This window comes from Paenibacillus sp. GCM10012306, assembly GCF_042649265.1.
In the GTDB taxonomy this organism is placed as follows: Bacteria; Bacillota; Bacilli; order Paenibacillales; family Paenibacillaceae; genus Paenibacillus_AQ.
In genome coordinates this window covers 250,360-265,015 of sequence record NZ_JBHRYW010000006.1, presented here as the reverse complement: position 1 = coordinate 265,015, position 14,656 = coordinate 250,360, and the positions used below count along the sequence as shown (strand labels likewise).

Genomic DNA, 14,656 nt, shown 5'->3' with positions numbered 1-14,656 from the left:
ATTTAGACCATTACGAGTAAAAAGAGGTTTTAACAGGAGAAATTCCAGTTATTAATGGAAAATGAAGCGAAAACGAACGATTAACGGTATATTTTCCCGTTATCCATGCCCCTCTTAACCTCAAATGAGGGAGGGCTATTTTTAAACACCCTATATAGACTCTTTTCTCCTGTTCTGTTCTGCTCTGTAATGTATTGTTCCCTCGGTCCCGCACATCCCCATTACTATTTTCGATAAAACTCCGCTTCGCAGGTTATTTCTCCAGACCTTTCTGGTACTGAGAGGGCGTGAGCCCAGTCCACTTCTTGAATGTCGCACTGAAATGGCGTTCCTCTCCGTAACCGACCAGCTTCGCCACCGCGTACATCTTCAGGTTCTGACGGAGCAGCTTCTTCGCTTCCTCCACCCGGTATTGATGCAGATAATCTAGAAAGTTCACACCCAGCTCTTGCCTGAACAACGAGCTTAAGTAGGTATTGGACACGTATGCTTCCTTAGCCACATACTCCAGCGTTAGATTCGTGTTGTATTTCTGCCTGATAATCTCCAGCGCCGTTACCACAGTGCGGTGCAGCGGCCGGTGGTTGGAGAACGCCTCGACGACACTTTGCATCACCATGTTCAGAATCGCCGACAGCTCTTCCAGCGTCTCAACCTGCGGAGCCTGCTCCATCCAGTTCACCAGATGCTGCTTCCATTCAAATCCGGCTACCTGCTTCTCTTGAGTCAGCCGCTTCAGACGGACCACCAGCGCCGTCGCCCGGATATTGACCTCCTGCTTAAGACTGCCCGGATTGCTGCGGAAGCGGTCTAGCCAACGCTCCAGCAAATCCAGAGCGACTTCATAGCTGCCCGCTGTCACTGCAGACAACATCTCATCCTCCAGCGCGTTCAGCCCTTCGTCATCCAGTATACTGACTAGCTCTGCAGAAGGCCCGGATTGTCCCGCGTTTCCTTCCGTGTAAAAATAAACGCCGCCCTTGCCATTCAAAAAACGTGATTCCATCGCCTGGTTCGCTTCTATGTAGGACAAATGCGCTTCCGAGAGATGTCTGCGACAGGAGCCGACAGCAATACTGATCGACAGCTTGAGATACTTCTCCAGATTGTCCTGCAGCTTCCCAATCGCTTCCTTCAGATTAACAGGGGCCAGATATACATTCCGCTGATCTCCTGCCGCAATACCGCTCCCGATCCACAGCAGGCGGTTGCCGTCATGAAAGGTCTCGATCCTACCTTTATAGATTGGCCCAAGCGTCTCGCTGATAATATTAAGTGCCGCATAACGCAGCAAGACAAAATCCTGCCCTTTGCCTCTCGCAGAAAGCGGCTCAATGTCAAAGCTGACAAGACCGATCTGAGGACCTGCAGGCGCAATCGCCATGGATAGCTCTTCAAGCAATTCCTCGCGGCGTTCCAGCGGAACGGGGGGATGATGAATCCACTGTGACAGTACCTGGCTTTTGACCAATGGCGCATTTTTATGCCAGGAGCGTTCCTTCTCGAACATTACATTCTCCTGACTGCGTTGGGTCTCGATGGCATTCTTGGCCTTCAGCACTGTCTTCAGAATCTCTTCGGGGCGGCAGGGCTTCAGTACATAGTCTACAACGCCCAGAGAAATGGCTTGCTTCGCATAAGAGAATTCATTATAGCCGGATAGAATAATCGAACGGAAGCCATAGCCCTTGCGCTGAGCAGCTTCAATCAATTCCAGCCCGTTCATCTGCGGCATCCGAATATCCGTCAGCAGGAGATCCAGCGGGTAATTCTCCATCAGCGCCAGCGCCTCGGTGCCGTTGCCCGCTTCGCCAACCACTTCAATCTGATGTGATCTCCAGTCAATCATGTTTACAATACCTTCACGAATGGTATCTTCATCTTCCGCAATCAGCAGCCTCAGCTTCATATCATGGCCCCTCCACAGCGATTTGAATAATAATCCGAGTTCCCATCCCTTCAATGCTCTCAATTTCCAGCCGGGAGCCTGTAAAGAACAGCTCCAGTCGTTCCTGTACATTGGCGAGCGCAAATCCTGTGCGGCTGCCATTCTCAGGCTCTACTAACGACTCGCGCAATTTAAGACGCTGGCGCAATTCCTTCAACGCTTCTGGCGTAATGCCTACGCCATTATCCTGCACCTCCAGCACAACCAATCGCTCATCACGGTACGCACGAACAGCTATCAGCCCACTGCCGGACAACGGCTCGATACCATGAATGACAGCATTCTCGGCCAGTGGCTGTAGCAGCAGCTTGGGCACGATGTAACCCTCCAGGCTATCCTCCAGGGAGATCTCGAATTGAAAGCGGTCGCGAAAACGATTCTTCTGCAGGAACAAATAATTGGTGACAAGCTCCATCTCCTGCTCCAGCGTAAACGTATCCCGTCCGTCATTCAGGCTAAGCCGGAATACCTGCGAGAGGGAGTAGACCATGTCCGCAATCTCCTTGTCCCCCTTCTTCTCTGCCTCCCAACAAATTGTATTCAACGTGTTGTAGAGAAAATGTGGGCGAATCTGTGCCTGAAGCGTTTTCAATTCTGCTTCGCGCTGCTTGAGCGTGGAGGCATAGACATCGTTGATCAATGATTTGATGCGCTGTACCATGAGATTATAGCCATGACCTAACAGGCCAATCTCGTCGTTGCCTTCAAAAAAAACGCGCTGCGAGAAATCTCCTGTCTGCAATCGCCGCATCGAACGAGACAGCTTCTTGAGCGGCTTCGTGATGGACGCTGCCGCGAACCAGGTCACCATCAGACTCATGATCAGGCACAGGCAAGCAATCGTGAACGTCACCTGGGAAATCTGCCCCAGTTCCTTCACAAGCTGCCGCTTGGAGTGAACAACGACAACATACCAGCCGGTCATCTCGGACTGCAGATGCGACACAATCCATTGATCATGACCCACGGCCTGATCCAGCCTTTGCTTCACCGTCAACGCAGGATTGCTGTCCATAAAATACGGAAGCTCGATATCCTTCTTACCGATCCAGCTACGGTTCGAAGCCGTTATGACCATGCCCTGCCGGTCTATAACGAACATATCCACATCATCCTTGGAGTTATCGAGATATTGGCTGCCTATCCTTCCGGCATCCACACCAATTACGGCCAGGCCCGCCGGTTGCAGAGTATATACATTCTTGATGATTCGGGAGAGGACAATCTTATGATAATGATCCCCGACGAAAATCCCGTCGGAAGGTCTCGTCAGACCAAAGGTCGGACTGCCTGCTGCGGCAACTGCCTCAGCATAGTATGAGGTATGGACGAAATCAGAGAACTTCATAGCGGTCGTCAAGCCAGCCTGATTCGTCGCAAAGGGCTCCGCCGCCTGGTTCTGGTCCTGAAGCGTATACAAGATCAGCGACTGAATGGAATTGCTCGCAATCATCAGGTTCGTAACCGTCTTGAAGACAGAATTGCGGTCATTCTGCGCCTCCGTTGACGCATTCAGAAGTCGCTGTACGCCTTCATCGAGGAACATCGTGTTGGAAAAGGAAACCATGCCCTTCACCATCTCGTCGATCTGCTCGGCGGTCTTCTTGGTCAAATGGTCCTGGGATTGCCTCATCTTCTCCACAACCTGCTGTGAGGAAATTCTGTAGGAATTCCAGCCCATCGCGAATATCGTTACGAGGAGCAACGGCACAAACCAAAGGAGCAGCTTGAACTGCAGCGGAAGATGGCGGTAACGGCTCACAAGGCGGAATTTATGGACCATAGGAACCACCTTCTTTTATAAATAGGAGTTTCTTGGTAAAACAATTATAACTTAAAACCGAAATGGTCGGTCACGCTTTTTACAAGAACTGAAAAATGAGTACATATTTCTTAATTTTGGACCATGTTTAAGCGAGCTAGAACCTTTTAAGATGAGAATGCAACGAAAATATGACATCTCCAAAAAAAGGTGGGTTTATGATGAACGGAAAAGGAATAAAGCTTGTGCTGGCAAGTCTGATGGTGTCAGTCGGACTGGCAGGCTGCGGCGGCGGCAATAATGCCCCAGCTGCGAATGCGCCTACAGATGCACCGAAGTCCACGGATACTGCCACTAACTCAGGCGGAAATGCTCCCGAAGAGAAAGTTACACTAAAATTCTTCACCGCACTCGCTGATCGCGCCAACGGCTCCGGCAAAGTGGAACAGGATATTATCGATGCATACATGAAAGAGCATCCCAACGTCAAAATAGAAGTGGAAGCGCTTCAAGATGAGCCTTACAAATCCAAAATCAAAGTCTATGCTTCCAGTAACCAGCTGCCAGACATCATTCAGGCCTGGGGCCAGCCATCATTCCTGAGCCCCTTGCTGGACAACAATCTGCTGCTTGAATTGAATAAAGCTGATTTTGAAGGCGATCAATTTGTAGCCGGTTCCATGGACGGCTTCAGCAAAGACGGCAAGCTGTACGGTCTGCCACGCGGAGCCGACTATATGGTCATGTACTATAACAAAAAAATCTTCGCCGACAATGGCATTGAAGTACCTAAGACTACCGCTGAGCTGATGGATGTTGTTAAAAAGCTTCGCGACAAGAAGATTAACCCGATTGCCATGAACGGTATGGATGCCTGGACTCTGCCAATCTGGTATGAATTCGCGGCTCAGCGTGTGAACGGCGATTTCAACAAAATGGATGAAGCGGTTGCCCGTAAAATCTCCTTCACCGACGCTGATCTCGTTACTGCCGCCAAGGACATGAAGGCATTCGCAGATGCCAAAGCCTTCGCTGACGGCTGGCTGACAGCTGACTACGGCGCGGCGCGCAACCTGTTCGGTCAAGGTCAGGCTGCGATGTTCTTCATGGGCGCCTGGGAATCCGGTCTCGCTACTGACGAGAACTTCTCGGAAGAATTCCGCAACAATGTCGGCGCATTCGCATTCCCTGCGTCCGATAAAGGCAAAGCTACTGATGTCGCTGCATGGTACGGCGGCGGTTATGCTGTCAGCAAGAACTCCAAGCACCCTGAGGCTGCTGTAGACTTCCTGAAATATTTCTTCACGCCAGAGAACTGGTCCAAATTGCTCTGGCAAGCTGGCGCGGGCACACCTGCACAGCAGTTTGACCAATTCCTGACTGGCTCGGAAACCAATCTCCAAAAAGAACTCATCGATGTCTTCAGCACCATGACATCTTCCAGCGGCACGCCGCTGCAGGATATCGGTGACGACGAGTTCAAACAAAAGGTTATGGAGGCGCACCAAAGCCTGCTGTCTGACAAAATGTCTGCCGAAGATTTCGCCAAAGCACTGGATGCCGCTTCGGATAAATTGGCCAGCAAGTAAATCTTAAATTGCTTCCCCCATTCTCAAGACCCCCGGCTTATTCCAGAAGCCGGGGGTTTTCTTTTTTAAAAAATACATACAACGATCTTAAATTTACGGCATGTTCCGCCGGGTAGCTTCCCGGTACGATGGAAATAGATAGATTACCCTTTTAAAAGGACGGAGATTCCATGCACAGAGTATTAAGCGACAAAAAAGCAATTGCCCTGCTTATCGCGCCCGGTCTGTTCCTGTTTGCCTTTATGATCTGCATTCCTATCATTATGAGCGCCTACTACGGCTCGACAGACTGGGGCGGAATCGGCAAATACAACTTTATCGGCTTGGACAATTACCGTGAGATCCTGTTTCACGACAAGGTGTTCTGGACTTCGCTGGGCAACGCACTGCTGCTGACAGCGGCGACCGTATTCCTCCAGCATCCCTTTGCCATTCTACTGGCGATCTTCCTGACACATGCCGGCAAATACGAGAAGGTATTCCGGACCATCTTCTTCATTCCCGCAGTGATCTCCATCGTCGTAACTGCCAAGCTTTGGAGCAGTATTTTCCATCCCAACTACGGTTTGCTCAACAAACTGCTAGGCGGCATCGGACTGGAATCACTGCAGCATGACTGGCTCGGTGATCCCAAGACAGCCATCTGGTGTATTATCATCGTCGTGATGTGGCAGGGCTTCGGGTATGCGCTGCTGCTCTATTACTCAGGCCTACAAGGCATTCCAAGTGATCTGAGCGAAGCCGCCAAGATTGACGGCGCGAATAACTTCACACTTTACACGCGTATCATCATTCCGCTGCTCTCGCCTATGATGCGGGTTGCCATCATCATCGCGGTAACGACCTGTCTCAAGCAGATGGAGACCGTATTCCTGATGACAAACGGCGGTCCGGCGAACAGCACGCAGTTCCTTGGCAACTACTTGTACAAAACCGCCTTCTCCTCGTCACTGTACGGTTACGGGAATGCGATTTCAATCTTGTTCATTATTTTCTGCCTCGTGCTGACGGTTGCACTGAACAAAGTACTTAAAAAAGATATTGGTGAATTTTAGGGCCGGAAGTACCGCCGGCATTTCCATAACTCAAAGAAAAGACTGTTACCGGAGGAACCCATATGACCAATTCCTTATCGCCGGCAGCCCCGCTGCCAAGCACTAAGCCGCATAAAGCGGAACGCCGCAAGGTATCCGGCGGCAAAATCCTGATGATGGCCTTCCTGATCCTGATTGCCTTATTTCAGCTCTTCCCGCTGATCTGGCTGGTAGACTACTCCTTGCTGAAGAGCGGTGAATTCTTTGGAAGCTCATTCCTGAAATGGCCTTCTCCGCCGCAATGGCAGAATTACGTCAATGCCTTTACCTATGGACGGGTCCCGCGCTATTTTGCCAACAGCCTTATCATTACAGTCATTACGGTGATCTTGTCCGCACTGGTCTCCCTGATGATGGGCTACGCATTCACCCGTATGAAATGGAAGCTGAGCGGAATCGTGCTCTCCCTGATCATGATGGGGATGATTATTCCAATTCATGCGACCCTGCTGCCAAACTTCATTCTGTTCAACAAGCTGGGCATGCTCAACAATATGTACACTCTGATTCTGCCGTACTCGGCTATCGTCATTCCGATGAGTGTGCTGATCATGACCGGGTTCCTGGAGACCATTCCGCGTGCAATTGAAGAATCTGCAGTCATCGACGGGGCCAGCATTTATGGCGTCATTTTCAAAATCATTTTTCCGATCACCAAGCCTGCACTGGCTACGGTCTGCGTACTCAATTTCATCAGCACCTGGAATGAGTTCATTATGGCGAATACCTTCCTCACTTCGGAGGATCTGAAGACTATCCCCTTCTCCATCATGAAATTCGCGGGTGAATACTCATCTAACTATGGTGCACAGTTCGCGGTCATGACGATTATCGCCATCCCGACAATTCTGATCTACCTGATCTTCACTGAGCAAATGACCAAAGGAATTACAGCCGGAGCGGTCAAAGGCTAAACTTCAGCACACAAGAAAAGCATGGCAACTCTCGCGGAAGGAGAGTCTCCATGCTTTTGTTAATTTACCTATGCTTATTCTTCATTTATCGCTTTCGGAAAAGAAAACTGCTCGCCACCCATGAGGGTGTAATCAAAAGCCTGCGGCTGGCCAACCTGCTTGTTATTGCTGTCGTAAATCGTTAGCTGATCTCCCTTGATCAGCAGCTTACCAGCAGGCGTCTCGCCATTATAGGCGTACACCACCGCTCCACTGGTGTTCTCGTCAAAGTACAGTGTGGGATCATAGAGTAGGAGCAATTTGCCCACATGGCCGACAGGAATGATCTGCGGGTCCATATTCGGATTCGGCTTCCGGTCCGGCAGGAAATCCTGAATGTCCTTGTAAATCGCACTTTGCGTAACAAAGGTCGCTTTCTTCAGATCAAAATATCCGAAGTCCCTGCTTCTCCATACATACAGACGGTCGCCATCCAAGATTGAATTATCAGGACTCACAATCATATCGCCAAAAGGCAGTCCTGTCGCAGAAAATTCCGTTACCGAGAATGAGGACGAAGTCTTGCTGTAATCAACAACAACGATCCAGCCCTCGTTCGGCTTAAAGACTTTAGGCGCTGCCGTAAAGACAAGTCTGAAGCCTCTATTATCCTTTGTAGCAGTTGCGTTAGCCAGATAGAAGCGTCTGTCTGTAAATGCCGGAAGCTCATCCTGAGTAAGCTTATAACTGCCTTCTTGGTCCTGTATTGTGTACTCAGGGTTCTCTTCGTTTCCAGAACCGGCCACCTCAAACCCGTTGAACACATACTCCTGCTCCTCAGGCATCTGCTTCACATCGGTCAGCTGAAGCGTGTAGCCATGATCTGATCCGCTTACAGGCATAGCATTTTGCCGATCCAGAACTAATGTGGTTCCGCTCCAATATAGTGGTGAACCATGGTAACCGCTATACGAATAGAGATCATCTCCGTAAGCTATCTCTGACCGGGAGAGGTCCCAGGTTCCCAGCTTTGCCGTTCCGCTGTCTCCATCCGCCGCCCGGTAGACTAGGAATGGAATTTCCGCCTGAACAGGGGGATGTTCCTCATTGCTGTTGTTATCCTTGACCCCTTCGGGGGCAGGCGCCAAACTGCTGCAAGCCGCCAAGAAGAGCAGCAGCGCAGCGGTTAGGAACGTAAACCTTGGCTTTTTCATGATGGATCACGCTCTCTTTCACGTAAATTCGATGCCCTATTAATTATGTAGACCTCATATGCACATCCTAACCTCACAACATGCAAAAGTAAAATTATCGTCCCCCGGGATCATTCATACAGCCATTGACATAGGGATTCAACTAATATATGATCTACCTAGAATCATTACTGAAACTTCAAAATTTCATATATCCCGTAAAGGGGAGTAGCTGTTAAATAAAGTCGTCAATACGAGAACGTGAGGATGTTCTCCGGCTTTATTGGCAATATTACATTGTTAGCGAGACCTTTACCAATCAGGTTAGACCTTTATACCAAAGGCTGATCTGTTTGGTAAAGGTCTTTTTTATATATTAATATTACCATTTTATGGTATAACAAGTATCTCTTTACGGGATACTTACAGTCAAAGAGGAGGAAACAACAATGGATTGGGGATTATTATTAGAGTATGGATGGGTACTACTTGTCCTCGTAGCACTGGAGGGGCTGCTGGCGGCAGACAATGCGCTAGTACTGGCCATTATGGTCAAGCACCTGCCGGATGCAGAGAGGAAAAAAGCACTGTTCTACGGATTGGCTGGGGCATTTATATTCCGCTTCGGTTCACTATTTGTCATCTCTTATCTGGTAGATATATGGCAGGTACAAGCTATTGGTGCAATTTATCTGTTATTTATTGCGGGGAACCATATTTTCCGAAAACTATTGGTCAAGAAGCCAGCTGCTGAAGAAACCGTTGAGAGCGGTAGTGAGACTGCAGGAGCTAAGAAGAAAGCGAGCTTCTGGCTCACCGTGCTTAAGGTCGAGATCGCTGATATCGCTTTTGCCGTCGATTCCATCCTGGCAGCCGTAGCTTTGGCCGTGGCGCTCCCAGCAAGCGGCTTGCCCAAAATTGGCGGTCTCGACGGTGGACAATTCCTCGTCATCTTTGCGGGCGGATTCATCGGACTAGTCATTATGCGTTTTGCAGCCTCGTTCTTCGTCAAGCTGCTTCATTCCCGCCCTGGGCTTGAGATCGCTGCCTTCTTCATCGTCGGCTGGGTCGGCGTTAAGCTGGCAATCATCACTCTGGCGCATCCTTCGCTCGGTGTGTTATCCGAAGACTTCGCCCACAGCACTTGGTGGAAATTGACCTTCTACGTTGTATTAGTGTTAATCGCTGTAATCGGTTGGTTCTTGAGCAGTCAGAAAGAGGAGGAGGGAGCTCACGACAAACCGGTCAAGGAAGTGAATAGACAGTTGGGCAAATAATGCGAATCCTATAACAAAACAAACAGCCTGCCCCGCCTTCATAGCGGAGAGCAGGCTGTTCTTTTGGTACAAGCTTATACTTGGGATTAATATCTGTTACCGCTGCCGATAGCTTGATCGGTTTTACCCTGCAGCTCTACCAGCTTCATGATAATAGTGGCAACTTGCGCCTTGGTTACATTCTGCCCAGGATTGAACTTGCCGCCTTCATCCTTTAGAAGTCCTAGCTTCACAGTGATAGCAACCGCGCCCTTGTTGACGATAGCGGATGCATCACTGAACTGTTCTACCGTTGCATCCTTGTCAAGGTAAGCCGAGATTTTATTGTATTTGACAAAAGAGGTTAGCAGAACAGCCAACTGCTCGCGAGTCAGCTTCTTCTCCGCCTGGAATGCTGTATCCTTGCTGATCCAGCCGCTTTGCACAGCAAAACTCACAGCATCATAATACGGACTATCCACACTGATACCAGCTACCGCTTTGCGCTCACTACCATTATTATAATATTGGGCATAGTAAGGCTGCGTCGCTTTGGCCAGATAGGTAATCAAATCCCCGGCAGTAATCTCCTGATCAGGATTTAATTTGCCATTCGCATCCGCCTCGAATACTCCGTATTTCAGAAGTTCGGTAAGCTGCTGTTCGGCCGCATGGCCTTTGATGTCGCTGGCTTCAGCGCCCTTCTTCACAAGGTTCGAATAAATGGTTGTCCACTCTCCGGTGACAGCGTTCAACGCTTGAGACGAGTTCTTCTCTTCAGTTGGCACCAATGCGTACACCAAAGTCACCTTCGGTTCTGCATAGGTATTATTAATACCATAGCCTCCGGTCCGTTTGTACTGAAGCTCCACCTTGTATTGCTTTGCGTACTTTTCCAATGCATCTTGCTTCGTAATCTTGGATACCGGCTCCTGGGTAATCTTGTCGGTGTTTAAACGATTACTGTAGTAGGTTACCAATCTTCCGTAGACATCCAGATTCAAGCCGATGGTACTTCCACTAACAGGAATTCCATTGTGCTGGAGAATGTACTGATATCTGTAGCCTGCACCATCTGGAAGTGTACTCCATTCAGTACCATATTCAACCTGCTTCAATACACTGCTGGCTTGCGGGTACAATGCATTGATCAGGGCAGTAGCCTTCTGCGCGGCTTCCGCAGCAGTCAGTTTCTTCGCACCCGCTGGTGCAGCAGGAGTCTTTGGTTTCCCATCTTCACTAAAGTTGTATTGCTCCGTCTGGAAGCTTATAATTTCTCCGCTAACCGCATCGATCTCAGCAGAAGATTGGGACGGAAATCCCGGTCCAAAGCCTCGCTGTCCTTCATCCCAGGTGAGTCTCCATACCTTGCGACCTGGACTCGGGTAACTATCGTTCAGCCATTTGTTGCTCAGTTTACGTCCGGCAGGAATATAACCTACCTTCTCTACCAGCTTGGCCGCCTGCTCTGCAGTAAGTTCAGCACTACCCTGCGACTTGAAGACTTCCTTGGCCTGCGGTACAGCGGTGTAGGTAACCGGACTGGAAGATGCCGTGACGCCTTCATCCGTCAATTTCTTGCCGGTTGCTGCATCAACAGCATAGAGCGACTGTTCCAGCGGAGACCAGCTCAGAATCCAGCTGTCGGGTACCCCATTTTTATAAATCGGATTATAATATAATCCCACATCAAAGCTGTCCCGGATGGTCTTTTCCGCCTGGGCTTGGGTTACTTTTGGCACTGCAGAAGGATAGACGAGATTCTCTGAAGATTTATTAAAAGAGACCACTTCACCATTGCCATCGACCGTAACACTCAGATAATCGCCCGCGGAAGGAAGTCCATTCTTCAAGAGACTGAACGAAAAATTGTAGCGAACCGGTCCAAACAATGCGTTGCCATAATCATAGACAGGGCTGTCCTGCAGCTTCAAATCACTGCTCTTGATGCTGCCTGCAGCTTTAGCAATAAAAGCCCGTGCTTTTTCCAGCGCTTGAGCCTCTGTTACCTTAGGCGGGTAGTAGCTTTCATTTTCATTTCGATCTAAGAAAAAGATCGATGTGTTGAGCAAATCACCGTTCAGAGCGTCCACTTCACTACTGGATCCGAATCCTGAATTACCGATTTGATAATTCCACTGGATAGTCCAGACCATTTGATTCGGAGAAGGCGGATACCTATTGGTTGACCCGAGCTCCGTGGAACTGATGGTTGCATCCTTAAGTATAGGGAATAATTCCTTTAGTTTGGCGATGGCAGCTTCTTTCGAGAATTTCACTTTGGAAGGGTCAGCGGCCACGACCTCTGTGTTTGCAGCAGAATCGCTAGCTGCGCTTGACGAGACAACGACGCTTGACGAAGCGACAGAACCGGAGCTAGCTGCTCCAGCGAGGCCCGCAGGCAATAACAGAGAGAGTGCGACGGTTGCTACTAGCGCTGTTCTAGTTTTCTGCTGAATAAAAGTAGTGTTGTTGCTTTTCAAAAGTTTTCATCCTCCTCTACACATGATCTTCTAATTATACCATCAGCTTCATTATTTTCCCAATATTTAATTACGACAGGAAATTCTTAAACTCTCCAATATATAACACGAACTTAAGATCTGAACATAAGACTCGATCATCACTACGACGGAATGTTTGGACTTCCGGTCGCTGTTGTCGCCAGATTTCCTCTTTATAAACCGCTCCTAGCGGTTGAAATCTGGCGACAAAGGCGAGCGCTTCGCTCCTACAGTTCCAAACTTCCCCCTTCGCTCCTTCTCGCTTATTGTTACTTTCTTTTGTTCGTATTATATACTTCACTACTGACAACAAAAAGGACAACATAGGCCACTAAGATGGCAGATGTTGTCCTGATTTTTTGTTAAACTTACTCAAGCAAACCTTTATACGGACCGATGATAGCCTCATAGTGATTGCCGTATTTCGCTGTCAGTTCCTCGGCCAAGTCCTGCCCGATTCTTTCCATCACTACATCATGGTAAAAACTGTTCTTTAGCAATTCGATCACCGCGGGATGATCACTTTCCAGAGCCTTCAGCCGTAGTGATTTACCGAAGCTGCCAATCAAGGCAGAACGGTTGTCGCAGAGGATCGAGAAGCGCCGGGCCTCCACCCCTTTCCAAGCCTCCTGCCGCTCGTGAACGATAACCTTCTTGACTGGTGTGTGGCTTTCACCAATCGTGATCAGCACGACTTCCACGCCCCGATTCTCCGCCTCCAGCAGCACCTCTTCGACCCAATGGATATCCTCTGACCACAGATCAACCACGATGCTTTTATCTGCATTCGCAACCAATCGCCGGATAGCCACGCACATAAGCTTATGGGGTTTGAACTTGTATGGTTGATCTGGTAGACTTTCCAGAACCGTATTCATCATACACGCGCACTAACAATCTAGGAGATGATTCGCATACACGACTTTAACTTCACAACTCTGGTTCAGAAGCTGGAGGAATTAGAAATCCGTAGTACTCTGATACTTCATAAGGGTTCCCTTGTGCTGGAGCATTACCGAGAACCAGAGGTTGCTGTACAACCTAGTAGAATAAATTCCTGCACCAAAAGCATTCTTTCTGCTTTGGTCAGCATCGCCATAGACCGGGGAATTCTGCCGCACCAGGATACCCCTATCACAAGGTTCTTCCCTGCTCTCCTGTTGGATGGGGATCACCGCAAGCATGAGATCACCCTGGCCCATCTGCTAACGATGACAGCAGGTTTTGCCTGGACAGAATTTGGCGGACGGAATTCCTTTCCGACCATGACGAAGACGGACGACTGGATTCAGTATGTGCTATCCCTGCCACTGGAAAATGATCCCGGGACACGCATGGAGTATAACTCCGGCGGCTCCCAGCTCCTGTCCGCCATCCTGCGGCAGGCCGCAGGACAGACCGTCGCGGAGTTCGCCGAGCAGCATCTGTTCGGACCGCTCGGCATCGAGGAATACCGCTGGGATAACGACCCGCAGGGCAATCATACCGGCGGTTTCGGGCTGTATATGCAGCCGAAGGATATGGCCAAATTCGGCCAATTGTTTTTGCAAGAGGGTCAGTGGGAAGAACAGCACATCATTTCCCCATCCACCGTACATTTATCCACACAGCCATTGTATGCAGCCACATTGCCACGTAAGGGATTTTACGGCTGGCATTGGTGGGTCTCAAGTTTCCCTAATGTACAGGAAGACCTCGAAGAGACGAGCTATTACTATGCACTAGGCTACGGCGGCCAAAATATTGTGGTCATCCCCAGTTTAGAGCTGGTTGTGGTTGTTACTACCGATAAATACGGCCGAAAACGGAAACCTGTGGATGTCTTCCGGCAGCTGCTGGTACCGCTTCTGAACGGTGAACAGCTCTAAAGTGCTGGTAGAACAGAGGCTCAAAGACCAATAACTTATTGCAGCTCTGCTGTCCAATACACGCAAATAGACCGTTCCCAAAGGATACGGTCTATTTGTATTGATCCTAATTTGTGAAGCCACCGCCCTTAAAAGCGGCTATAACATATTTGCATTTATCATATTTGCATTTATCATATTTTCATATATAAGTTAACTTATATATTCTTGTAACCAATAATTTAGTATATAAGACAAACTAAAGATCCAAACGTAAGGCTCGGTCGGCCCTGCGGTGGAATGGTTGGACTTACGGTCGCTGTTTGACTGTTAGAGGGCCATTTTTTAAAAGCACGACAGAATCCCCAAAATGTAAATAAGTGCATTTTTGTACCCTAAATATGCTGCAGCTAAAGGGTAGTGGAGATTAAGGACAATATTGTACCTTAATTTTTCCAATATAGCCCTTTCAGCGTACTTTCTCCGAAATTAAGCTACAATAATGCTCTTATTTCCCTTATTATCCTCAAAAAGTTAAAAACAAGGTACGAAAATGCCGTTAATTGGGGA

At 48.9% G+C, this 14,656-nt stretch carries 10 protein-coding genes; 5 read left to right on the top strand and 5 right to left on the bottom strand.

Annotated elements, in window-relative coordinates:
• Nucleotides 1-253 precede the first annotated feature (253 nt).
• Together ACFORK_RS15600 and ACFORK_RS15595 are read right to left on the bottom strand one after the other, a co-directional pair.
• Nucleotides 254-1,909, bottom strand: coding sequence for a response regulator (locus ACFORK_RS15600; RefSeq protein WP_379200425.1), 1,656 nt, complete (start codon nt 1,907-1,909; stop codon nt 254-256).
• 1 nt (nt 1,910) lies between these two features.
• Nucleotides 1,911-3,731: a cache domain-containing sensor histidine kinase gene (locus tag ACFORK_RS15595; RefSeq protein WP_379200423.1), complete on the bottom strand. Its 1,821-nt coding sequence runs from the start codon at nt 3,729-3,731 to the stop codon at nt 1,911-1,913.
• 200 nt (nt 3,732-3,931) lie between these two features.
• Here ACFORK_RS15595 and ACFORK_RS15590 point away from each other — a divergent pair, with 200 nt between their 5' ends.
• The 3 genes from ACFORK_RS15590 to ACFORK_RS15580 all read left to right on the top strand — a co-directional run bounded on the left by ACFORK_RS15590 (nt 3,932) and on the right by ACFORK_RS15580 (nt 7,307).
• Nucleotides 3,932-5,299, top strand: a complete 1,368-nt coding sequence (locus ACFORK_RS15590; RefSeq protein ID WP_379200420.1) for an ABC transporter substrate-binding protein — start codon at nt 3,932-3,934, stop codon at nt 5,297-5,299.
• Nucleotides 5,300-5,469: 170 nt separating this feature from the next.
• Nucleotides 5,470-6,354, top strand: coding sequence for a carbohydrate ABC transporter permease (locus tag ACFORK_RS15585; protein ID WP_379200418.1), 885 nt, complete (start codon nt 5,470-5,472; stop codon nt 6,352-6,354).
• Nucleotides 6,355-6,416: 62 nt separating this feature from the next.
• On the top strand, nt 6,417-7,307 hold the full coding sequence (locus tag ACFORK_RS15580; RefSeq protein ID WP_379200416.1) for a carbohydrate ABC transporter permease: 891 nt from the start codon (nt 6,417-6,419) through the stop codon (nt 7,305-7,307).
• A 74-nt stretch (nt 7,308-7,381) separates the two neighbouring features.
• Here ACFORK_RS15580 and ACFORK_RS15575 read toward each other — a convergent pair whose 3' ends face one another.
• Nucleotides 7,382-8,500: a hypothetical protein gene (locus ACFORK_RS15575; protein ID WP_379200414.1), complete on the bottom strand. Its 1,119-nt coding sequence runs from the start codon at nt 8,498-8,500 to the stop codon at nt 7,382-7,384.
• Nucleotides 8,501-8,928: 428 nt separating this feature from the next.
• Between ACFORK_RS15575 and ACFORK_RS15570 the strand changes: the two genes are divergently transcribed.
• Nucleotides 8,929-9,756 carry a TerC family protein gene (locus tag ACFORK_RS15570; protein ID WP_379200412.1) on the top strand — a complete coding sequence of 276 codons (828 nt, stop codon included), beginning with the start codon at nt 8,929-8,931 and terminating at the stop codon, nt 9,754-9,756.
• An 86-nt stretch (nt 9,757-9,842) separates the two neighbouring features.
• Here the strand turns inward: ACFORK_RS15570 and ACFORK_RS15565 are convergent, their stop codons facing one another.
• Nucleotides 9,843-12,218, bottom strand: coding sequence for a YcdB/YcdC domain-containing protein (locus tag ACFORK_RS15565; protein WP_379200410.1), 2,376 nt, complete (start codon nt 12,216-12,218; stop codon nt 9,843-9,845).
• Between the two features lie 389 nt (nt 12,219-12,607).
• Entirely contained in the window at nt 12,608-13,120 is a 513-nt protein-coding gene (locus ACFORK_RS15560; protein ID WP_379200408.1) for a phospholipase D-like domain-containing protein, read from the bottom strand.
• Between the two features lie 24 nt (nt 13,121-13,144).
• Between ACFORK_RS15560 and ACFORK_RS15555 the strand changes: the two genes are divergently transcribed.
• A complete protein-coding gene (locus tag ACFORK_RS15555) occupies nt 13,145-14,107 on the top strand; it encodes a serine hydrolase domain-containing protein (protein ID WP_379200406.1) in 963 nt (320 codons plus the stop codon).
• Nucleotides 14,108-14,656: the final 549 nt, after the last annotated feature.